Source organism: Mycobacterium sp. 1274761.0 (genome assembly GCF_001668615.1).
GTDB lineage: Bacteria > Actinomycetota > Actinomycetes > Mycobacteriales > Mycobacteriaceae > Mycobacterium.
This window is the reverse complement of the sequence record NZ_LZMC01000058.1, coordinates 42,022-63,520: the sequence shown is the minus strand read 5'-3', so window position 1 is coordinate 63,520 and position 21,499 is coordinate 42,022. Positions and strand designations below refer to the sequence as shown.

General features: G+C 65.1%; 24 protein-coding genes. 14 read left to right on the top strand and 10 right to left on the bottom strand.

Annotated elements, in window-relative coordinates:
• The first annotated feature begins 52 nt into the window (after nt 1–52).
• The 5 genes from A5651_RS11900 to A5651_RS11880 all read left to right on the top strand — a co-directional run bounded on the left by A5651_RS11900 (nt 53) and on the right by A5651_RS11880 (nt 4,284).
• Nucleotides 53–817, top strand: a complete 765-nt coding sequence (locus A5651_RS11900) for an enoyl-CoA hydratase (protein WP_231988664.1) — start codon at nt 53–55, stop codon at nt 815–817.
• Nucleotides 818–944: 127 nt separating this feature from the next.
• Nucleotides 945–2,237 carry a sensor histidine kinase gene (locus A5651_RS11895; RefSeq protein WP_066980152.1) on the top strand — a complete coding sequence of 431 codons (1,293 nt, stop codon included), beginning with the start codon at nt 945–947 and terminating at the stop codon, nt 2,235–2,237.
• Nucleotides 2,228–2,872, top strand: a complete 645-nt coding sequence (locus A5651_RS11890; RefSeq protein ID WP_066980149.1) for a response regulator transcription factor — start codon at nt 2,228–2,230, stop codon at nt 2,870–2,872. The genes A5651_RS11895 and A5651_RS11890 overlap by 10 nt, the downstream gene beginning before the upstream one ends.
• 15 nt (nt 2,873–2,887) lie before the next feature.
• Nucleotides 2,888–3,379 (top strand): hypothetical protein, encoded by a 492-nt coding sequence (locus A5651_RS11885; protein WP_231988663.1) that lies wholly within the window; start codon nt 2,888–2,890, stop codon nt 3,377–3,379.
• A gap of 206 nt (nt 3,380–3,585) precedes the next feature.
• Nucleotides 3,586–4,284 carry a hypothetical protein gene (locus A5651_RS11880; RefSeq protein WP_082943719.1) on the top strand — a complete coding sequence of 233 codons (699 nt, stop codon included), beginning with the start codon at nt 3,586–3,588 and terminating at the stop codon, nt 4,282–4,284.
• Here the strand turns inward: A5651_RS11880 and A5651_RS11875 are convergent.
• Together A5651_RS11875 and A5651_RS11870 are read right to left on the bottom strand one after the other, a co-directional pair.
• Entirely contained in the window at nt 4,242–4,784 is a 543-nt protein-coding gene (locus A5651_RS11875) for a PIG-L deacetylase family protein (RefSeq protein ID WP_231988662.1), read from the bottom strand. The two genes, A5651_RS11880 and A5651_RS11875, sit on opposite strands and share 43 nt — an antisense overlap.
• Nucleotides 4,785–4,829: 45 nt before the next feature.
• The gene (locus A5651_RS11870; RefSeq protein WP_066980141.1) at nt 4,830–5,432 is read right to left on the bottom strand and encodes a TetR/AcrR family transcriptional regulator; all 603 of its coding nucleotides are present in this window, start codon (nt 5,430–5,432) and stop codon (nt 4,830–4,832) included.
• A gap of 41 nt (nt 5,433–5,473) precedes the next feature.
• Between A5651_RS11870 and A5651_RS11865 the strand changes: the two genes are divergently transcribed.
• Both A5651_RS11865 and A5651_RS11860 read left to right on the top strand, forming a co-directional pair.
• Nucleotides 5,474–6,607 (top strand): phosphotransferase family protein, encoded by a 1,134-nt coding sequence (locus A5651_RS11865; protein WP_066980138.1) that lies wholly within the window; start codon nt 5,474–5,476, stop codon nt 6,605–6,607.
• A complete protein-coding gene (locus A5651_RS11860) occupies nt 6,607–7,752 on the top strand; it encodes a hypothetical protein (RefSeq protein ID WP_066980135.1) in 1,146 nt (381 codons plus the stop codon). Before A5651_RS11865 ends, A5651_RS11860 begins: the two co-directional genes overlap by 1 nt.
• 83 nt (nt 7,753–7,835) lie before the next feature.
• Here A5651_RS11860 and A5651_RS11855 read toward each other — a convergent pair whose 3' ends face one another.
• Genes A5651_RS11855 through A5651_RS11845 form a run of 3 tightly spaced genes read right to left on the bottom strand, consistent with a single transcriptional unit; the run spans nt 7,836 to nt 10,716 of the window.
• On the bottom strand, nt 7,836–8,201 hold the full coding sequence (locus A5651_RS11855; protein ID WP_082943717.1) for a DUF4345 domain-containing protein: 366 nt from the start codon (nt 8,199–8,201) through the stop codon (nt 7,836–7,838).
• Nucleotides 8,202–8,211: 10 nt separating this feature from the next.
• Nucleotides 8,212–9,696 (bottom strand): NAD(P)/FAD-dependent oxidoreductase, encoded by a 1,485-nt coding sequence (locus A5651_RS11850; protein WP_066980132.1) that lies wholly within the window; start codon nt 9,694–9,696, stop codon nt 8,212–8,214.
• 39 nt (nt 9,697–9,735) lie between these two features.
• On the bottom strand, nt 9,736–10,716 hold the full coding sequence (locus A5651_RS11845) for a TIGR03617 family F420-dependent LLM class oxidoreductase (RefSeq protein ID WP_066980336.1): 981 nt from the start codon (nt 10,714–10,716) through the stop codon (nt 9,736–9,738).
• A 28-nt stretch (nt 10,717–10,744) separates the two neighbouring features.
• On the opposite strand from A5651_RS11845, the gene A5651_RS11840 reads away from it, so the two are divergent.
• The 3 genes from A5651_RS11840 to A5651_RS11830 all read left to right on the top strand — a co-directional run bounded on the left by A5651_RS11840 (nt 10,745) and on the right by A5651_RS11830 (nt 13,925).
• The gene (locus tag A5651_RS11840; RefSeq protein WP_066980129.1) at nt 10,745–12,106 is read left to right on the top strand and encodes a flavin monoamine oxidase family protein; all 1,362 of its coding nucleotides are present in this window, start codon (nt 10,745–10,747) and stop codon (nt 12,104–12,106) included.
• Nucleotides 12,107–12,114: 8 nt separating this feature from the next.
• Nucleotides 12,115–13,086 (top strand): NADPH:quinone oxidoreductase family protein, encoded by a 972-nt coding sequence (locus tag A5651_RS11835; protein ID WP_066980125.1) that lies wholly within the window; start codon nt 12,115–12,117, stop codon nt 13,084–13,086.
• Between the two features lie 86 nt (nt 13,087–13,172).
• Nucleotides 13,173–13,925, top strand: a complete 753-nt coding sequence (locus A5651_RS11830; protein WP_066980339.1) for an endonuclease/exonuclease/phosphatase family protein — start codon at nt 13,173–13,175, stop codon at nt 13,923–13,925.
• On the opposite strand, the gene A5651_RS11825 is transcribed toward A5651_RS11830, so the two are convergent.
• From A5651_RS11825 to A5651_RS11810, 4 genes are all read right to left on the bottom strand, one after another.
• A complete protein-coding gene (locus tag A5651_RS11825) occupies nt 13,906–14,325 on the bottom strand; it encodes a hypothetical protein (RefSeq protein WP_066980333.1) in 420 nt (139 codons plus the stop codon). The genes A5651_RS11830 and A5651_RS11825 overlap by 20 nt on opposite strands.
• 74 nt (nt 14,326–14,399) lie before the next feature.
• Complete coding sequence (locus tag A5651_RS11820; protein WP_066980120.1) at nt 14,400–15,152, bottom strand: S9 family peptidase; 753 nt, start codon at nt 15,150–15,152, stop codon at nt 14,400–14,402.
• A 3-nt stretch (nt 15,153–15,155) separates the two neighbouring features.
• On the bottom strand, nt 15,156–16,055 hold the full coding sequence (locus A5651_RS11815; protein ID WP_066980117.1) for an NAD(P)-dependent oxidoreductase: 900 nt from the start codon (nt 16,053–16,055) through the stop codon (nt 15,156–15,158).
• Between the two features lie 20 nt (nt 16,056–16,075).
• Nucleotides 16,076–16,948, bottom strand: a complete 873-nt coding sequence (locus A5651_RS11810) for an alpha/beta fold hydrolase (RefSeq protein WP_066980112.1) — start codon at nt 16,946–16,948, stop codon at nt 16,076–16,078.
• 57 nt (nt 16,949–17,005) lie between these two features.
• On the opposite strand from A5651_RS11810, the gene A5651_RS11805 reads away from it, so the two are divergent.
• From A5651_RS11805 to A5651_RS11790, 4 genes are all read left to right on the top strand, one after another.
• Nucleotides 17,006–17,245, top strand: a complete 240-nt coding sequence (locus tag A5651_RS11805) for a DUF6480 family protein (protein ID WP_066980109.1) — start codon at nt 17,006–17,008, stop codon at nt 17,243–17,245.
• A 53-nt stretch (nt 17,246–17,298) separates the two neighbouring features.
• Nucleotides 17,299–17,532, top strand: coding sequence for a CsbD family protein (locus tag A5651_RS11800; protein ID WP_066980326.1), 234 nt, complete (start codon nt 17,299–17,301; stop codon nt 17,530–17,532).
• Nucleotides 17,489–18,580: a M42 family metallopeptidase gene (locus A5651_RS11795; RefSeq protein ID WP_231988661.1), complete on the top strand. Its 1,092-nt coding sequence runs from the start codon at nt 17,489–17,491 to the stop codon at nt 18,578–18,580. Before A5651_RS11800 ends, A5651_RS11795 begins: the two co-directional genes overlap by 44 nt.
• 482 nt (nt 18,581–19,062) lie before the next feature.
• Nucleotides 19,063–19,506 carry an STAS domain-containing protein gene (locus tag A5651_RS11790; RefSeq protein ID WP_369803942.1) on the top strand — a complete coding sequence of 148 codons (444 nt, stop codon included), beginning with the start codon at nt 19,063–19,065 and terminating at the stop codon, nt 19,504–19,506.
• A gap of 7 nt (nt 19,507–19,513) precedes the next feature.
• Here the strand turns inward: A5651_RS11790 and htpG are convergent, their stop codons facing one another.
• Nucleotides 19,514–21,442 (bottom strand): molecular chaperone HtpG, encoded by a 1,929-nt coding sequence (gene htpG / locus A5651_RS11785; RefSeq protein ID WP_066980105.1) that lies wholly within the window; start codon nt 21,440–21,442, stop codon nt 19,514–19,516.
• Between the last annotated feature and the right edge of the window lie 57 nt (nt 21,443–21,499).

The window sequence follows — 21,499 nt, the reverse complement described above, 5'->3', positions numbered from 1 at the left end:
AAAGTTGCGACAAGATCGCGCTATTACGTCGATCTCGGCGAGAGGGGTAGACGTGCTTGTTCTGAGTGAGGATCGCGGCCCGGTTCGGGTGTTGACGCTGAACCGGCCCGAGGCACGGAACGCGTTGAGTCGAGGCTTGATCCGCGCGGCGTACACGGCGTTGACCGAGGCCGACACCAACGAGTCGGTGCGGGCCGTGGTGCTGACGGGAGCGGATCCCGCATTCTGCGCCGGCGTGGACCTGAAGGAGGCTCAGCGCGACGGGCTCGGCTATTTCGAGGAGTTCCGCTCGCAGAGCTGCATCGCCGCGACGGGCAACATGCGCACGCCGATCATCGGCGCCATCAACGGTGCGGTATTCACCGGTGGCCTGGAGATGGCGCTCGGCTGTGACTTCCTCATCGCCTCGGAGCGGGCCGTGTTCGCCGACACTCATGCGCGCGTGGGAATTCTTCCCGGCGGTGGGATGACAGCGCGGCTGCCGCAGGTCGTGGGCCACGCGATGGCCCGCAGACTGTCGATGACGGGTGAAGTCGTCGATGCCGCGCGCGCCGAGCGGATCGGATTGGTCACAGAGGTCGTCGCACACGAGAAACTGCTCGAGCGCGCTGTGGAGTTGGCAACGCAGATCGCCGAGGTACCGGGCCCAACGATGCTCGGGCTCAAGGAGATTTACACCACCGGCGCGGCGACGGTCATTGATCCCGCGCTGGCCGCCGAGGAGAACATTGCCTTCAAGCAGCACCGCGACTTCGAGGGACTCGGCGACCAATTTCGTGCGGTCGCCGAGCGCAACAAGCGGCAGATCGACAGCTGACAACTCCGCGACCCCGGTCCAGCGGTCAGACTCCAAACTGACGGCGACGGCAATGGGGGGTAACCCCCGCCAACTTCTCCGGTAATCGCCGTTGTTAGATCACCTCGACACTCCGTACGTTGAAGACATGGTCGCAATCACCGATCAAGGCGCCCAGCCGCGAACGCCCGCCACGACGATGCAGCCGAAGATCCGTCGCATGGGCCTCGTGCCCACCTCATCGATGATCGTCGGTGCGGCGATCGGCGCGATTTGGCTGTGGGTGCCACTCTCGATCGTATTCGTCGGCATCATGACCATCCCGTCAGTGATCGGATTCGTGCTTGCCCTCCTCACGTTCCTCTACCTGATGCGGGGCGTCGAATGGCTCGAGCGTCGGCGTAGCGAGGCCGTCTTCGGCATGGCGATCTCGGTACCGCCCCGGAAGATGGCCGATTCCACGGGCGTTCAAGGTTGGCTCCAGCAGATCGGGCTGGACATCACCAGCGCCCGGTTCTGGAAGGGCTGCCTACACCATTTCCTCCGGATGGTCTACGACCTGGCAGCCACCGGGCTCGCGCTCATTCTGCTGGCATTCGCATTGCTGGCACCAGCCGCCGCGATCGCCGCGAACCGGCCTCAAGACGCCGGACTGTCATTCATTTCGCCCGCGTTGGCCTGGCCGCTGGCCGCGATCGCGTTAGCGGCTGCAGTCGCCATAGTGATATTCGCTCCTATTCTCGACGCCAAAATCGACGGGTGGCTGCTCTCGCCATCGCCGGCCGCGATGCTTCAACGCGAGGTGAATGCGCTCGCTGACGCCAGGCTGGGCGCAGTCTCGTCCGCCCAGACCGAGCGCCACCGCATCGAACGTGACCTGCACGACAGCGTGCAACCCCGCCTCGTGTCACTGGCGATGACAATCGGCCTCGCCCAAACCAAGTTCGACAACGATCCAGTTGCCGCCAAGGGATTGATGGCCGAGGCTCTCGACGATGCGAAAACCGCCTTGGTAGAGCTGCGTAACGTCGTCCGCGGCATCGCACCGACCATCCTCGCCGACCGCGGCCTAGACGCAGCCCTCTCCTCGGTGGTGCAGCGCGCCGCCGTCCCGACAACGCTGGACATCGATCTCAGTCGGCGCATCCCTTCGGAAACCGAATCCGTCGCCTACTTCGTAGTCGCCGAGGCACTCACCAACGTCGCCAAACACGCACAGGCAACGCGGGCCGCCGTGACGGTGCGACTCGACCAGAACGAGAACAAGCTCCACGTTTCCGTATTCGACGATGGTCGGGGCGGCGCACAGATCAGCCACAGCTCGACCGCCACGGGCCTGCGTGGTCTGGCGGAGCGGGTACGCGCTGCCCGCGGCACGTTCACGGTTTCCAGTCCCGCCAGCGGGTCTACGACTGTCACTGCGGTGCTGCCATGCGAATAGTGATCGCCGAGGACTCGGCCCTTCTGCGCGGAGGTATTGCGCGCATCCTCGTCGACGCCGGCCACGAGGTGGTAGCGGAGGTGGCCGATGCCTCAAACCTGACATCTCTGGTCAACGAAACGCACCCTGATCTTGTGATCGTCGATGTGAGGATGCCGCCGACGTTCACCGATGAGGGGATCCGCGCCGCAGCGTTGCTGCGGAGCCAGAATCCCGAGTCGGCCGTAATGGTCTTGTCGCACTACGTCGAAGAGCGTTACGCCTCCGACCTGATCGCGTCGGACACCCGCGGCTTCGGATACCTGCTCAAGGACCGCGTCGCTGATGTGCCGGCATTTCTGGACGCGGTCGAGGTCGTCGGCAGCGGCGGAACTCTCCTCGACCCCGAAGTGGTGTCCCAGATACTCGCGCGGTCGCATCGCCGCAGCGCCTTGGATCAGCTGACGCCCCGCGAACGCGAGGTATTGCAGCTCATGGCCGAAGGCAGGACCAACTCGGCGATCGCCGCCACGTTGCACATGTCGACCGGCTCCGCCGAAAAGCACATCGCCTCCATCTTCACAAAGCTGGGACTGGCCCCCGATGACACCGAGAATCGCCGCGTGCTGGCCGTCTTGCACTATCTCGAGTCTTAGAGGAAGGACACGATCATGACATCGATCGACCGACTGCAACCCGCCGGAAATATGATGATGAAGAATGACCGGGGAGTGATCGAGGACGCGCTCGCACTGATCGAGGTTGACGAGGGATGGACGCAGGGCACCTACTGCCGCGACGCCGATGGTAATCAAGTGAATCCCGTTGTCGGGTCCCCGGACGAATGGGTGCGGGTTCGCACCGAGCGCGTCGGGCCGGGAAGTTATATGACGCGCACCGAGAGTGGCGCGATCCCCTGCAAGTTCTGCCTCGAAGGTGCGCTGCGGGTGGCGTCGGGCTACTGGCAAGTCATGTCGCCCCAAGCGGTACACAAGCAGGTTGATCGCCTGGAGAGCTTGATACTGGAAATGGCCAATTCCGCCGCCGAGCCGGATTGGCCGAGCCTTCGGGCATACAACGACGACGCGTCCACTACCAAAGCCGATGTGGTGCTTGTACTCAAGCGCGCCGCCGCGCATCTGGACTACCACGGGCAGGAGTAGACCTGAGGAGGACGAACGTCGCATGCCAGACACCGCCCGATCTTGACGGGCCGGGTGCTGGCGCTTCCCAGCTTTCGGCGCCCACGCTGTCCAGTCGCCGCCGCGCCGCGGTGCGCGTTGTACTCGTTTTTCTCGCCGTCTTGCTTTCTCTCGGCACGCTGGGCGTCCTCGGCGCTCTAGCCTACGGGCTCAGTGGCCTACGCCTAGTGACAGAAACAGAGAAGCTGCCGTATGGCGTGCGGTTGCTAACACTCGACACCGGCGACATCCCGCTGAGCGTCCGCCTTATCAGCGACGACGACGCCACGGAGCCTCGCGTCAATCTGCGTATTACCGCCAACACCGACGACATCCACCTGGCGGTCGCCAACGAGGGCGCCAGCGGCCGGGTCACGGTTCTCCAGAGCGGTTCCGGCTTCGCACGGTTTATCCGTAACGGAGAGATCGAGGTCGTGCTCCCGCCCACTGTCGCACGACAATTGAGCATGACCGTCAACCAGCAGTCCGGCTCGCTGTCCGCACATAGCGACCTCGATCAACTGGTGGCCAACACACACGACGGCGGGGTTGTGCTGGGCGGCAGAGCCCGCCGGGTTGACATCAACCTGCACCACGGTGACATCAGGACCAGCACCGCGATCGCCGTTTCCGATTCATTCAGAGCAGCCACCGAATCCGGCGGCATCTCCGTGGATTTCCGAGAAACCCCCCGCACCATGGAAGCGGTCGCGGAGGGTGATGTGACTGTGCGGCTACCCGCTTCCGGTCCGTATCGAGTACTCGCGCAGTCCGGGGCACGTGACGGGGAGACGACGGTGACGGTGCCGCAAACCACAACGCCGAGCGCACCCCTGGTGATGGTTCACTCAACAGGCGGCAGCGCCACAGTCACAGAGCTACGGTAAGAGCTTCGGCGAGCAACGGATTCAGCGACGTCGATGAAATCGTCAACGACCTCGCGGTGCGTGCCGAGCGGACCGTTCTCGAAGAACCACCGCGGCTTTTCGGGCAGCGAATCATACGCGGCGGCAGCGGCATTAGAGAACTCGATATGATCGCGCTGGTTCGGGGCGCCGGCCGCCCACTCGGGCCCGCTATAGAGGGTGACGACGACGTCGGGCGCGATCTCGATGATGGTCTCGGCGATCTTCGCCCGGAGTTCGGGCGTGTTGAAGATCTTGCTGTCGGGGAAGTCCCAGGACTGGACGTCGTTCACCCCGACGACCGCCGAGGACGTCAGTTGCTCGCGTTCGCGTAGCCGACCGCATTCCTCTCGGGGCATGCCGGGGATGCCGGCCTCGCCGCGGCACGCCAACGCAAAGTGGACGTGCTTGCCTTGCGACGTCCACTTGGCGACCGCGGCCGCCACCCCGTATTCGGGATCGTCGGGATGGGGAACCAACACCAGCGCGGAGCGCCAGTCTGTGGGAAAGGTTGATGAACCACGGCGTCAGGCAATCACACCATGGGCGACGATGGCGGTCGTCTGGTCGATCCATTCGTCGTCGAGATCCGTTCCCGGCGACAGCAGAAGCCGCAACATCGTCGCCCCGCCGATCACCTCGATCAGCCGCTGCGGGTCGATGTCGGCGTGCGCGTCGCCCCGCTGCAGCGCATCGGCAAGCCGCGTCCGCACCGCGGCGAACACGTCGATGAAACGGCTCATCACACGCTCGTTCAGCTCGGCGTCGGCGGACATGTCGGCGATCAGGCCAGGCAGCGCCGCACGCACCACCGGGCTGCTGAATACGTTCGCGGTGGCCGCGATCATGGCCCGCACGTCAGCGCGGAAATCCCCCGGCGGCGTCGCGATCGCCGTGGGCGCGGCGGGAAACGCGGCCTCATGAACCAGCTCCGCCTTGCTCGACCATCGGCGATACAGCGCGGTCTTCGTGGTGCCCGCCCTCTCGGCGACCGCGGCCATAGTCACGTTCGAATAGCCGATTTCCACAAGCAGATCCGTGGTCGCGCGCAATATGGCAGCGTCGATACGCGGGTCGCGCGGCCGCCCGGCCGTGTGCCCCTTGTCAACCGAACCGGGGTCTGCTTTCATAACGCTACCCACCGTATCGTAATAAGGCCGGAGGAAGAACCTTGGCTACAGAACCGGCTGTCGAAGACGTCGGCCGACTCCAGCGCTCCGCCCGTGACATCAGCACCCTGCCCGAGGTGATGTCGCAGTGGCTGTCCACGGTGATGCCCGGCGGCGTCACGCCGCAGGTGACCGTCGAGAGCGGCGTCGATTCCAACGGCATGTCCTCGGAGACGATCATTTTGACCGGCCGCTGGGAGGCCGACGGCCATCAGCGCGAGGAGAAGTGGGTGGCACGCGTCGCCCCCACCAAGGAAGACGTGCCGGTGTTCTCGTCCTACCGGATGGACCACCAGTTCGACGTGATCCGGCTGGTCGGCGAGAAGACCGATGTGCCGGTGCCGCGGGTACGGTGGCTGGAACCCACCGGGGTTGTGCTGGGCACTCCCTTTTTCCTGATGGACTACGTGTCCGGGGTGGTGCCACCCGACGTCATGCCCTACACCTTCGGCGGCAACTGGTTCGCCGACTCCCCCGCCGAATCGCGAAGGGCGTTACAGGACAACACGGTCGACGTGCTGGCGAAGCTGCACGCGATCCCCGACGCCGAAACCGTCTTCGGATTCCTCGGCGACGATGACGAGCCGAATGCGTTGCGCCGCAACCTGAACTGGCTGCAGTCATGGTATCGCTTCGCCGTGCCTGACATCGGGAGCTCCCCGCTCGTGGAGCAGGCGCTCGGTTGGCTGGAGGCGAACTGGCCCGCCGACGTGGCCGCGTCCAAGCCGGTGCTCATCTGGGGCGATTCACGGGTCGGCAACGTGCTCTACGAGGACCTCAAGCCGGTCGCCGTGCTCGACTGGGAGATGGCGACCCTCGGGCCCCGCGAGATGGACGCCGCGTGGATGATCTTCGCGCACATGGTGTTTCAGGAACTCGCCGGGCTGGCCGGGCTTCCAGGACTGCCCGACTTCATGCGGGAGGACGACGTAAAGGCCACCTACGCCGAGAAGACCGGTGTCGAACTGGGCGATCTGCACTGGTTCTACGTCTACTCCGGGGTGATCTGGGCCTGTGTGTTCATGCGGACCAGCGCCCGTCGCGTCCGCTTCGGCGAAATCGAGAAGCCCGACGACGTCGAATCGCTGTTCTATCACGGCGCCCTGCTGCGGCGCCTCATCGGAGGTGAAGTCTGATGCTGGGTCCCATGGACGAGTTTCCCGTCCACCAGATCCCCCAGCCTATCGCGTGGCCGAGCAGCTCGGACCGCAACTTCTACGACCGGTCCTACTTCAACGCGCACGACCGCACCGGCGACATCTTTTTGATCACCGGCATCGGTTACTACCCGAACCTGGGTGTGAAGGATGCGTTCGTGCTCGTGCGGCGTCGGAGCCGCGCTGGCGGCGACATCGAGCCAAGCGATGTGCAGACGGCAGTGCATCTTTCGGACGCCATCGATCAAGACCGGCTGAACCAGAACGTGCTCGGATACCGCGTGGAGGTCACCGAGCCGTTACACCAGTTGCGCATCGTCATGGACGAGACCGAGGACATGGCCGTCGACCTGACGTGGACCGGGCTGTACGAGGTCGTTCAGGAACAGCGCCACATTCTGCGGTCGGGCACCCGAATCACGTTGGATGCGCAGCGGTTTGCGCAAGTGGGTTCGTGGAGCGGCAGCATCACGATCGACGGCGAGGAGATCATCGTCGACCCGTCGGTGTGGATCGGCACGCGGGACCGCTCATGGGGCATAAGGCCCATCGGCGAGCCCGAACCGACGGGACGGCCGGCCGATCCCCCGTTCGAAGGCATGTGGTGGCTCTACGTCCCGATGGCGTTCGACGATTTCTCGATCGTGCTGATCATTCAGGAGGAGCCGAGCGGGTTCCGTTCGCTCAACGACTGCACGCGGGTATGGAAGGACGGCCGCGTCGAGCAGCTGGGCTGGCCGCGGGTGAAGATCCACTACACCTCCGGCACGCGCATTCCGACCGGCGCGACGATCGAGGCCACCGCAGCCGACGGCACGCCGGTCCGCTTTGACGTGGAATCGAAGCTGCCCGTGCCGATCCACGTGGGCGGCGGCTATGGCGGTGACTCGGACTGGATCCACGGCACGTGGAAGGGCGAGAAGTTCACCGAGCGGCTCACCTACGACATGACCGACCCCGCCATCGTCGGACGTGCAGGCTTCGGCGTCATCGACCATGTCGGCCGCGCCGTGTGCACCGAAGGCAACGGCACGCCTGTCGAGGGTTGGGGTCTGTTCGAGCACGGCGCGCTGGGCCGTCATGACCCGTCGGGTTTCGCCGACTGGCTCACCGTCGCGCCGTAACTCGCGAAAAACGACTTTTGCAGAGGTCTTCTCGCACTTTCTCTACAAAAGTCGGATCTCGGCGTCAGGTGTCATCGCTGGGGCTAGGCGAGTGCGACCAGCGCTCCTCCGCCAATCACCTCGATGAGAAAGTAGAACCAGTTCGGGTAGAACGGTGTGCGCGCATCGACGATCGCAGACACGATGCGGCCCAATGCCATTCCGACGAGTGCCACTCCGACGGCGAGCACAATGCCCTTCTGCACGTCGCCGTCGCGGAACCCCGCATATCCCAGCACTGCTGCCATCGCCAAGCCGAATCCACCGTAGACGGCCCGCACCTCCGATCGCGCCACCGGCGAATTCAGTGTTACACCGAACGGCCGAAACAGTGCGGCGGGTGCCGCCAGCGCATAGACACCCATGCCGAGGAAGAACACTGCGATCACCAGAAGGACCGCAACAGTCACAGCAGAACTCCTAAGCCGATTGGGCGGACTTGGCTTTGACGCGACCGAACACCATCGACTCCTCGATCCGGTCGAACCGGTGATCGATGGCGTCCAGCACGTAGTTGTGCCTCACATTCCATGGCCGCCGGGTTCCCGACTTCGGCAGCGCATGCAGGGAACGTTGAACGTAACCCGCGTTGATGTTCCACGCCGGCTTCTCCGCCATCGGCTTGTCCCCCAGGTGCGGATATGCGTGGGTGTAGCCGTGAGAATCCATGTAGGCCAACAGCTTCGCGACCGCCCGCGCGGTGAGGTCGGCCCGCAGCGTCCACGAAAGGTTGATGTAGCCGACGCACCATGCGGCGTTGGGTACGTCCTCGAGCAGGTGTTCCTTGAAGACGAACCGGTCCTGCGGTTTGACCTCTGATCCGTCGATCTTCAGCATGACACCACCCAACGCCTGTAACTGCAACCCGGTCGCGGTGATGATGACGTCAGCGTCGATTCGCTCGCCTGAGCGCAACACGATGCCGCCACTGTCGAAGTGGTCGATATGGTCGGTCACCACGTCGGCGCGGCCGGCGCTGATGGCTCCATAGACGTCATTGTCGAGAATCAGGCACATGCGCTGATCCCACGGGTCGTACTTCGGCTTGAAGTGGAGATCGACGGGATACCCGTCGGGAAGGTTGCTTTCGGCGTTTCTCCGCAGCATCCACCGAATCAATCCCGGCGTCTTGCGCGACAGTGCATACACGAGCATGACGAATCCGGCATTGAACCAACGCACGACTCGATAGGCAGCGGATGTTGGCAACACCCTTCGAATCCCTTGCACAATCGGATGTACCCGCGGCGACGACAACAGATATGTCGGCGAGCGCTGCAGCATCGTCACGTGGCCTGCCTTCTCCGTGAGCGATGGAATCATGCTCATCGCCGTGGCGCCGCTCCCAATCACCACTACCCTTTTGCCGGTGTAATCCAGTGATTCGGGCCAGAATTGGGGGTGTACCACCTCGCCCCTGAAGTCCTCAATGCCGGGAAACTCCGGCTTGTACGGCTCGTCGTAGTTGTAGTAGCCGGTGCCGAAGAACAGGAAGCGGCCGCGATAGGACTTCGCAGACCCGTCGGCCTCTACTTGCACCGTCCAGGTGTCGGAGCCCCAATCCCAGTCAGCCGACAGGACACGGGTGTTGAAACGGATATGCTCCTCGATCCCGTATTTGCGCGCAGCTTCGACCAGATACTCGCGGATGTCGGACCCGTCGGCGATGTTCTCGTCTCGGGTCCATGGCTCGAACGGGAAGCTGAGCGTGAAGATGTCGCTGTCGGACCGGATGCCCGGATATCGGAAAAGGTCCCAGGTCCCGCCGATGCGCGCCCGCCGCTCCAACACCGCATACGACAGGTTCGGGTTCTTCTCGTGGATGCGGTAGGCCGCGCCGATCCCGGAAATGCCCGCACCGATGATCAAGACGTCGAAATACTCTGCCTGCACGGCCTCGGACATCTGACCTCCTTTGGTCCGCCCGAGTACCACGATAGGCAATCAACTGCCGAGTGCGTCAACGATCTCCGACAACGCCTGCGGGGCGATGGGGCCTGGCTGGTAAAGGCAGGTTTGGTCCGATATGCCGGCCACTCGATCGCGGATATGAGCCGCCACCTCGGCCGCGCTGCCGCACGCTGCAATGGTGTGCAGCACGTCGTCGTCGATGAGTCTGCCCATCTCCGCCCAGCGGCCCTGTTTGGACAGGGCGTTGAGCTCCGACTGCAGCTCGCCCCACCCGTGGATCTCCAGCACCGGACGGTAGGCGGGCGTCGAACCGTAGAAGCCCAGCAGGCGGCGTGCAGCGGTGTGGTGTTGATCGTTTTCACCAATCGACACGATGATCTCCGGGATGACGGCGAATTCATTGAGCGACTTACCCGCCGCTGCCAGGCCTTTACGCACCGCGGGCATGGTCACCTCGTGCAGGAACTGCTTGCTGCCGAACGGCATGACCAGCAGGCCGTCGGCGTGCTCCGCGGTAGCGCGGGTGAGCCGCGGGCCCAGCGCGCCGACGTAGATCGGCGGCGGCCCGTAGGGGTTCTCGCCGGGGCTGAAGGTGGGCGTCATCAGCGTGTGGCGGTAGTACTCGCCACGAAAGTCGAGCCGCTCGCCGGTCTCCCAGGCCGAGAAAATGGCCCGCAGCGCGGCGACCAGTTCGGTCATCCTCGCCACCGGCTTGTCGAAGTCGGCACCGAACCGCTTCTCGATCTGCGCGCGGATCTGCGTGCCCAGCCCGAGCGCGAACCGGCCTTTGCTGAGCAGCTGGTGGTCGATCGCCTGATGGGCGAGGTGAATGGGGTTGCGGGGGAAGGCAATCGCGACGTTGGTCATCAGATCCAGGCCACCGACGGTCGACGCCAGGGTGAGCGGTGTGAAGACGTCGTTGGGACCTTCGAAGGTGAAGACCCCGCTGGCGCCGGCGTCGCGGAGGGCCCGCGCCTGCTCGATCGCACCGATGGGGCCGAACAGCGCTGTCATCACCCTCACGGCGTGAGAGCCTAGTCGCGTGACGCAGCCATCGAAGGCCGACATCGTGGTGGTCGGCGCGGGGTTCGCCGGGCTGACCGCGGCGCGCGAACTGCTTCGGCTCGGCTACGACGTCGTCGTGCTGGAGGGCCGCGACCGGGTGGGCGGCCGCTCGTCGACCACGACGATCGCCGGCGTGCCCGTCGACCTGGGCGGCACATTCGTCGGCCCGACGCAGGACGCCGTCACCGGCCTGGCACGCGAACTGGGCTGCGAGACGGTGCCCACCCACACGCGCGGCAAGAACCTGATCAAGTGGCGCGGCCGGATCCGCTCCTACCGCAGCACCATCCCCCGGCTGTCAATGCTCGAACTGTTCGACGTCTCGCGCATCCAGTGGCGCTTCGAAGGACTGTGCCGGCGGGTGTCGCTCGCGGAGCCGTGGACAAGCACCCACGCGCACAGCCTCGACGACCAGACGCTGGAGCGCTGGCTGCGGTCGCTGCACGCGAGCGCGTCGACGCGCGAATTGATGGCGATCATGTCGCGGGTCACCTGGGGTTGCGAACCCGATCAGGTGTCGTTGCTGCACGCTGTGCGCTACGTGAAGGCCGCGGGCGGGATCGGCCGAATGCTCGACGTGGACGGCGGCGCTCAGCAGGACCGCTTTCCCGGCGGCACCCAGCAGATCGCGCAGCGGATGGCCGACGAGCTTGCTGATCGGGTCCGGCTCGGCGCGATCGTCCGGCGCATCGAACGGCACCCTGCGGGCACCATCACGGTGGGGACCGACGACGGCCCCGCCGTCAAAGTCACCGTCAGGGCCGTCATCGTCGCCATTCCGCCCGCCCACCGCGCCGCCATCGAGTTTTCCCCCGGCCTGCCCGCCGAATACGACAAGCTCGCGCAGCACTGGCCGCAGGGCAACCTCAGCAAGGCCTACGCCGCCTACGAGACGCCGTTCTGGCGGGCCGACGGGTGCAGTGGCGAGGCGCTGTCCGACGAGGGCCCGGTGTTCATCACCTTCGACGTGAGCCCCGCAGGCGACGGCCCCGGCATCCTGCTGGGCTTCACCGACCCGAGGACATTTGACTCGCTGGCGCCGGCAGAGCGCCGGGAACGGGCGTTGGCCGGATTCGCCGACCTATACGGTAAACAGGCGTTGCAGCCTACCGACTACGTCGACCATTGCTGGGGCACTGAGGATTTCGCGCCCGGCGGCCCGACGGCCGCGGTGCCACCCGGTTCGTGGACGACCTACGGCCCCTGGCTGCGCAAGCCGGTGGACGGCATCTTTTGGGCGGGCACCGAAACCGCCGACGAGTGGACAGGCTTCCTCGACGGAGCCGTGCGGTCGGGTCGTCGTGCGGCCGCAGAGGTGCACGAGAGGCTGTCCGGTTAAATGGGACGATGCGCGCAATTCAGATCCCCAGTCTCGACGGCCCCTCGGCTGCGGAGCTCGTCGAGCTCGATGAGCCCACCGACGATAACGCCGTCATCGTCGAGGTGCACGCGGCCGGGGTGGCCTTCCCCGACGCCCTTCAGTCCCGCGGGCTCTACCAGTACAAGGCGGAGTTGCCGTTCGTGCCGGGCGCCGAGGTGGCGGGCGTGGTGCTCACTGCGCCGTCGGGCAGCGGCTTCAACAAGGGCGATCGCGTTGCCGGACTGACAATGCTGAACGGCGGCATGGCCGAAGTCGTTGCGCTGCAAGCCGAACGAGTGTTCAAGCTACCTGACAACGTCTCCTTCGAGGCTGGCGCGGGCCTGCTGTTCAACGATCTCACCATGCATCACGCGCTGCGCACCCGCGGCAGGCTGGCCGACGGCGAGACCGTGCTCGTGCACGGCGCAGCGGGCGGCATCGGCACGTCAACGCTGCGGTTGGCGCCCGCGTGGGGCGCCGCACGGACCATCGCGGTCGTCGGCTCCGAGGAGAAGAAGGCGATCGCCGAGGCCGCGGGCGCATCCGATGTGGTGCTGGCCGACGGCTTCAAGGACGCGGTCATGGGCCTGACGGACGGCAAAGGCGTGGATATCGTCGTCGATCCGGTTGGCGGTGACCGGTTCACCGATTCGCTGCGGTGCCTAGCGCCCGGCGGGCGATTGCTGGTGATCGGGTTCACCGGCGGTGAGATCCCCACCGTCAAGGTCAACCGCCTGCTGCTGAACAACGTCGACGCCGTCGGCGTCGGCTGGGGCGCGTGGACGTTCACCCATCCCAACTATCTACGCGAGCAGTGGGAGGAACTCGAACCCTTGCTCGCATCAGGGAAGGTGTCGGCGCCGCAACCCGAGGTTTACCCGCTGGAGCGTGCCGGGGAGGCCATCGCCTCTCTCGAAAACCGCAGCGCCAAGGGCAAAGTCGTCGTCACGCTGCGGTGAGGCTGCTTCCGCGACGACGTGACGTACCCGTCGAAACGTTTGATGCGGCAACGAGCCAATGGTCTGACGCAGACCGTGCCGGCTCCGTGGCGTGTGACGAGTTGACGCTGACGACGTACAACATCTGGAACGACAGCGCCTACGACAAAGAGCGGTATCTCGCAATCGCGCAACTACTTTCGCGGCGATCACCCGACGTCATGGTGTTTCAGGAGGTCACGTCGACTGCATCCGACGTGTTGTTGTCCCAGGATTGGATCCGCGCTTCGTATTCGTGTGCCGCGGTGGTCGGCGGCGAGGCGGGCGATTACGGGCTGTTGTTGTTGTCGCGGCTGCCGGTGTCGCGGGTCGCGTACGCGCGGTTGCCGTGGAGCGATTCACGCGGATTTCTGCAGGCGGAACTTCCGCTCAACGGCGCCACGACCGTCGTGTGCTGCCTGCATCTCGACAGCGGCAAGGCCTCGGCACGTCTGCGAGGGTGGCAGCTGCGCAGGATCTTTCGTGCGCTACGAGATGCGGACGAGGCCGTGGTACTCGGAGACTTCAACATGCGCGACGCCGAGAACGGACGCATCGGCGCGCCGTACCGGGACGTCTGGCCGATGCTGCGGCCAGACGAGGGCGGCTTCACCGAGGACACGTCGGCCAACCTGATGCTCGGCGACTTGAAGAACAAGCCACGTCACGTGAGGTTCGACCGTGTTCTGCTGAAAGGCGATCAGTGGAGGGCGGACGCAATCGAGTTGCTGGGTACCGAGCCGATCGCCGATGACTTGCCGCGCGTGTTTCCCTCCGACCACTTCGGCCTGGAATGCCGCCTTACACGCCGTAATCCATAGGCCGGCCCTGCCCACCGACTGCGGACTGATCGGCCACGGCGGTGGCGACGACCATGCCGCCCTGCCGTGTGCCGACCACGGTCACCTCATCGTCGACGGTGAACGACGTTGCCGGACTTGCGCTTCCACCACGGTCGGTGATGGCCGTGGTGTTCGGGGTGATGCTGTATGTCTGGATTGCCCCGTCGGCGCTCTGCGCCGTGAGGGAGTCTGCCGTGACGGCGATCAACCTGCCCTGCTGGGTAACCGGCTGTTGCGGCTGGACGGCTGAGTGGCTGGGCTCCTGCGGGGCGGCGAGCTCGACGATCGCAGCGGCAAGTACACTGCTGGCGCCAACGGATGCGGCGATGGAGCCGATTACCAGGTTGGAGCGCGACTTGGTGCGATGTTTTCCACTCATGACCTTTCTCCGCCACTCGACCATGTCTGTCGTTGTAAGGGGAGTTACCCCAGCAAACGCGCGCCGAAACTCGCTTACAGGTAGGGGTCAGCCCAGGCGCTGATGATCCGGGCCGCTCGGGCGGCCTGATTCTTGCCGGTGAGCAGGTGGTCCGCGCCTTCCAGCGACACGAAGCTGCGCGGGTGGCGGGCGGCGCGGAAGATCTCGCTCGCGTTGGCAATGCCGACGGTGTTGTCGGTGGGCGAATGCATGACCAGAAGTGCCCGGCGCAGGCCACGGATCTGCTCGCGGAGATCGGCGTTGCGCACGTCGGTGATGAAATGCCGCTTGAGGGTCAGCGCCTTGCCGCCGACCAAAAACGGGGCCTCGCCCTCGGCCTCGATGCGGGCCACCAGCGCGTCATAGCTGCGCTCGACGTGGCCGGGGTCGTACGGCGCGCCGATGCTGGCGACGGCCGCGACGGTCGGGCAGTCCTGCGCGGCGGCGATGACGGCGGCGCCGCCGAAGGAATGGCCGACCAGCAGGTGAACCTCGTGACCGGAGTCGTTCATGAACTCCACCGCACGGGCGGTGTCGGCGACCTTGTGGGAGAACGACCCGTCGCCCCAGTCGCCTTCGGAGTCGCCGAGACCGAGGTTGTCGAAACGCAGCATGCCGATGCCTTCGGCGGCGAGCTGCTTGCAGATCCGGCTCGCCGCCGGGCTGTCCTTGCCGAGTGTGAAGCCGTGCGCGAAGACGCCCCACCCCCGCACGTCACCGTCGGGCAGATCGATGATGCCCGCCAGCATGGGACCGCTGGTACTCGGGAAACTGACGCGCTCGCCCACCGACTACCCGACCAACTCGGGATGGAACGTCGCGACCATGCGGCGCATGCCGTCGCGCCAGTCGGCCGTGGTGCCGCCGATCAGCTCGCGCATCAGAGCCGGGTCAGTCGGGTTGCCGCGCAAGCACTGTGAGCTTTCCTCGAATACGGGTTCCTTGCCGATCAGCGAGCCGATGTAGGCGCACCACTCCTGAAGGCTGACGGTTTGTTCGCCGCACCAGTTGACGGTAGGAGCCGGAACCGCCGCTTTTTCGAGCAGTTTCGGGATCATCGCGATGATGTCGTCCTCGTGGATCGGGTTGTACAGGGCGGGGCCGCCCGGCGGCACGGGGATCGGAATACCGCCCAGCATCATCTCCATGTGGAAGAACGGCCAGCCCCCGCTGTCGCCGTAGGGCACGTTGAGGCGGGCGATGATCGCGGGCACCTCGAGTGCGCGTGACATGGTGTGCACGACGACCTCGCCGGCGATCTTCGAGATGGAATACGTTGGGAACAGCGGCTTGTGGTTGTCGCCGAGCGCAGCGCGCTCGGTTCGCGGCTCATCGCCGGGTGGGTCGTAGACCGCCGCCGTCGAACAATGCAGGAACGCCTTGGCCGTGCGGCAGTGCGCCATCAGCAGGCCGGCCGACTCGGCGTTGGCCGCGAGGTCCTTGTCCCACCGGCCGCTCTTGGCCACGGCCAGGTTGAGCACGTAGTCGAAGTCGGACGGCAGCTCGCTGAAGTCACCGGATGCGAGGTTGACGGTCTGGCAGCGCACCCCCTGGCTCTCCAGGCGCTGCCGCGCCGCCGCGTCTGTGAAACGCGCAATGCCCCACACCTCGTTGTCGGCGGCCAGCGCTCGGGCGATGGGGGCGGCCACCTGCCCGCTGGGACCGGTGATCAGAATCTTGGCTCCGCGCATGCGCTGATCGTAGGGAACGCTCAGCGTGCGGCGTGCCGGTTGAGGAAGTCGACGACGGCGTCGGCGAACAGATCGTTGCGGTCCCCCGCCACCATGTGTCCCGCACCCTGCACGTCGACGAACTCGAGCTGCGGGAAGCGGGCCAGGAACTCCTCGGCGCGGTCGGTGCTGACCAGGTCGCTGACCTGGCCGCGCACCAGCAGCACCGGGATGTCGTCGGCGAGGATCGCCTCGATGGCCTTGTTCATCCGGTCGGGGTCGGTGACCTCGATCGGCGGATACGCGGCGGTGCCGTCGATGAACTGGGGATCCCAGTGCCAGTACCAGCGGTCGCCGCGGCGGCGGAGGTTGGCGCGCAACCCATTCAGATCGGCGGGCCGCGGCCGGTGTGGGTTGTACCCGGCGATCATGTCGGCCACCTCGTCGAGCGAGGCGAAGCCTTCGACCATGCGGTCGGCCATGAAGTCGTGGATCCGCGCGGCCCCGGACGGGTTCATGTTCGGGACGATGTCGACGAGCACCACAGCGCTGGCGATGCCGGGCGACAGTTCACCGGCCAGCAGCATCGATGTAAAGCCGCCGAGCGAGGCGCCCACGAGCACGGGATCCGGCGGCAGTTGGCTCAGCACGGCGCGGACGTCTTCGGCGAAGGTGATGACGCGGTAGTCGCCTTCTCTGGACCAGTCGGATTCGCCGTGACCGCGGAAGTCGACGGTGACGGCCTGCCAGCCCCGCTCGGCGACGGCGGCCGCGGCGCGCGTCCATGAGCGCCTGGTCTGCCCGCCGCCGTGCAGGAAGACCACGGCGCGCGAGGCGGCGTCGCCGAGCCGGTCGCAGGCGATGCGGAGACCGCCGGGCACCTCGATCACGAACGGCTCGGGCGCTGCGGTCATGATCAGATCGTAGGGTGCGGCGCGTGTGAGACCGCTTCGGCGGGTATGCCACGTGCTATGACCGCGCAACCGCCCGATCCCGATCCAGCGGGCACGCCGAACCTCGAACCCGGCGGCGGGGTCAGCCCCGGCGATGTGCCACCCGATTCGGCGCAGACGTCCGGCGTCTCGGCGGCTCAGCCGCGTGCCCGCCGCAAGTACACCCCGGCGACCGTCGCCGGAATCGCCGCCGTGGTCATCTTTGTGCTGCTCTTCGTCGTCACTGCAGTGGTGCTGGTCATCAGCATGCTTGTTTGACATTCCGCGCGCCGGGAACACTGCGCCCGTCCGTCCGCGACGAAGGAGTACACATGGCTGACAACAGCGGCCCGCAAGAGGGCATCAAAGGCGCCGTCGAAGACGTCAAAGGCAAGGCCAAGGAAGCCGCAGGCACCGTCACCGGCCGCGACGACCTGACCGAAGAGGGCAAGGCCCAGCAGGACAAGGCCGACGCGCAGAAGGACGCCGCCAAGAAGGAAGCGGAAGCAGAATCGGCACGCGGTGGCGCCAAGGCGGCCGAGAAGCGACAACAGTCCCATCAGTAACGGGCTGCGCCGCGACCTGCTCCAGGAACTGTTGTGGGCTTGCGGCCCGTCCGGGCAGGAAAACGACGTTCGCGAAATCTGTCGCCGCGAACTCCAGGGTTCGGCCGACGAGGTGTGGGTCGACAAGGCCGGCAACCTCGTCGGCCTGATCCGCGGCGACTCCGCCGACGACCCCGTGCGCGTGATGGCGCACATGGACGAGCTGTCCATGATCATCAAGCGGATCGCCGCGGACGGCTCATTGCACCTGAGCCCGCTGGGCACGATGTATCCGGGTAATTTCGGCCTCGGTCCGGTGGCTGTGCTCGGCGATCGGGAGCGCTTGACGGGGGTGCTGTCGCTCGGGTCCGAGCACACCACCTCCGAAAGTCGACGGATCTGGGAGACCAAACCGGACGGTGGCGACAAAGCGATGGACTGGACCCACGTGTCGGTCTTCACCGGACGCAAAGCCGAAGAGCTCACGGATGCCGGCGTACGCGTAGGCACCCGCGTCTGTGTCGATCGAAGCAAGCGCACCCTCGTCGAGGTCGGCGATTATTTCGGCTGCTACTTCATGGACGACCGCGCCGCGCTGGTGGCTCTACTGGATGTCGCCGCGGCACTGAAGACTGCGGATCGTCGGCCCACGAACGACGTCTACGTCGTGTGCACCACTGACGAAGAGGTCGGCGGCGTCGGCGGCTCCTACGCCAGCCGCACGCTACCCGGCGATGTGACGCTGGCGTTGGAAGTGGGGCCGACGGAAGAGGAATATGCGACCACGGTCAGCGGCGGACCCATTGTGGCGTACAGCGATGCGCAGTGTGTGTACGACAAGGACATCGCCGACCGGCTCTACGGAATCGCCGAGAAGCTCGGAATGTCCCCGCAGGCGGCGGTATTGGGCGCATTCGAATCCGACTCGTCACACGCGCGGGCTTCCGGCTTGACGGCGCAGTCAGGACTGCTCTGCCTCCCGACGTTGAACACGCACGGCTACGAGGTGATTCATCAGGACGCCATCGGGGCCATGACCGAGGTCGTCGTCGGGTTCCTGTCGGACTGACTCGTCCATCGGGGCCCGTGCGGAATCAGTACTAGTGAACGCTGGTTCAAGCGGGCCGTGTTTGCCACCGCCAAACTTTCGTTCCCTGATGAAAACCACTGATGCCGTTGACCGCTCAGGGCATCGGCCTGTCGCGGCCTGTCTCACGGAGAATCGAAGCCGTGTAACTCGTCGCGGGTGTGCAAATATAGCAACTTAGAAGTGGCTAAGCTTTCGGATTTCGTTGCGCCGGTGCACCGTCGACAGTTACGCGCAGCCAAATTACGCAACTAAGAGATCCGAAAAGCGAAGAATCACAACGAGTATTAAAAGATTAGTAAGGTATGGGCCCATTCTGCGGAATCCGTAGTAGCCTCAAGTGCGGTTGAGCTTACAGCCGGTCGCGGAGCGAGAAACTCGCTGCACCGCATATCCGGTCTTCAGAATGCAGGGCCGTTCGAGTCGGCTCGAGCGCCCGTTGGGCGCTGGGAAGGGAGTTCAACGTGCCGGTCGCGAGCACAGTTGCGCTGCATGTCGATATGCCCGCCGCCGACGAGGTCTATCGGTGTGGCCGCGCCGTGTTCGCAGCGCAGGAGCTGTCCGATGCGCGGATGCTGATCACGGTCCAAGGTGAGGTCGACGCGACAAACCGCCAGGAACTCGGCCGCTTCATCCAGCGGCACACACGCGTTTCCAAGCAGCTGATCCTCGATCTGTCCGCCGTCGACTTCTTCGGCAGCCAAGGCTTTACTGCCCTTTACTACGTCAGTGTGCAGTGCGCCCGGCGCGATACGGACTGGATGGTGGTCGCCGGACGGACCGTGCAGCGGCTACTGAGTATCTGCGACCCGCATGGTGAGCTGCCCGTGGTCGGAGAATTAGGCCCTGCGCTGGCCCGCCTGGACCACGTGGCCAAGTGCCGCCACGCCGTCGCCTGGGGCGAGTGATCTTCGGCTAAACAGTCCGGGCCAACCGGTCCGCTAGCAGCCCGGCGAACTTGGCCGGATCCTCCGGTACGTCACCTTCGGCAAGAAGGGCTGTGCCGTAGAGCAGCTCCGCTGTTTCGATCAGCGACGAGTCTTCGGCGCCGCGCGCCGAGCGCGCCTCTTGGATGCTCGTGACCAGCGGATGCTTCGGATTGAGTTCGAGAATCCGCTTCGAGACGGGAACTGCCTGTCCCGAGGCCCGGTACATGCGCGCGAGGGCCGGTGTGAAGCCAAAGGTGGGCGTTATCAGGCAGGCCGGCGACTCGGTCAGGCGCTTGGACAGTCGCACCTCCGACACATGATCGCTCAAAGTCTCCTTCAGCCAGTCGAGCAAGTCTGCAAATTCCTTCTGCTGCTCTTCGCGCTCCGCCTCGCTGCTTTCGTCCTCGGAGTCGAGGTCGATCTCGCCTCTGGCGACGGATTGAAGCGGTTTCCCGTCGAACTCGGTTACCGACCCCACCCAGATCTCGTCGACCGGGTCGGTCAGCAGTAGTACCTCATAACCCTTGGCTTTGAACGCTTCGAGATGGGGCGACTTGAGGAGTTGCTCACGCGACTGGCCCGTGGCATAGAAGATCTGCTCCTGACTGTCTTTCATGCGCTCGACGTAGTCGGCCAATGTCGTGAGTTCTTCGTCGCTATGGGTTGACGAGAACGACGAGATACGCAGAAGAGTGTCCTGATTGTCATGGTCGGACATCAACCCTTCTTTGAGGACCGCGCCGAACTGAGACCACAATGTGCGGTAGTCCTCGGGCCGCTCGGACTGCAGATTCTTGATCGTCGACAGCACCTTCTTGGTCAGGCGACGACGGATCGCGGTGAGCTGCCGATCCTGCTGCAGGATCTCGCGAGAAACGTTGAGCGACATGTCCTCTGCATCGACGACACCTTTGACGAAGCGAAGGTATCGCGGCACGAGCTGGTCGCAGTCGCCCATGACGAAGACGCGCTTCACGTACAGCTGCACGCCGGTCGGCGCGTCCCGGGTGAACAGATCGAACGGCGCATGCGAGGGAATGAACAACAACGCCTGGTACTCGAAGGTGCCTTCGGCCTTCATCGTGATGACCTCGAGCGGGTTGTCCCAGGCGTGCGCAATGTGCTTATAGAACTCGGTGTATTCCTCGTCGGACACCTCGTCCTTGGGCCTGGTCCACAGGGCCTTCATCGAGTTGAGGGTCTGGGTCTCGATGGTGATGGTCTCTTCGCCACCCTCTTCGGCCGCCGGGGTGCGCCGCTCGACCTGCATCCGGATGGGCCAGGAGATGAAGTCCGAGTACTTCTTGACCAGTTCGCGGATCTTCCACTCCGAGGAGTAATCGTGCAGCTGGTCCTCTTTGTCCTCGGGCTTGAGGTGCAGCGTGACCGAGGTTCCCTGCGGAGCGTCATCGACCGATTCGACGGTGTAGGTGCCGTCGCCGCTGGACACCCATCGGGTGGCGGTGCTCTCGCCGGCCTTGCGCGTCAGCAACTCCACTCTGTCAGCCACCATGAACGTCGAGTAGAAGCCGATGCCGAACTGGCCGATCAATTCCTCGGAGGCGGCGGCGTTCTTCGCCTCACGCAGCTTCCGACGCACTTCGGCGGTACCTGACTTGGCGAGGGTTCCGATCAGGTCCACGACCTCGTCGCGCGTCATGCCGATGCCGTTGTCGCGAACGGTCAACGTCCGCGCGTCCTTGTCGGCGTCGATCTCGATATGAAGATCGGAGGTGTCGACGTCGAGGTCTTTGTTGCGCAGCGATTCGAGCCGCAACTTGTCGAGCGCATCGGACGCGTTGGAGATCAGCTCACGCAGGAAGGAATCCTTGTTGGAGTACACGGAGTGGACCATCAGATCCAGAAGTTGGCGAGCCTCCGCCTGAAACTCCATCTGCTCGACCTGTGCCGTCATTTCCCCTCCCCAGCGATCCGGACGCGGACTTCAGAAAATAATAGCGAGGGCGATTTC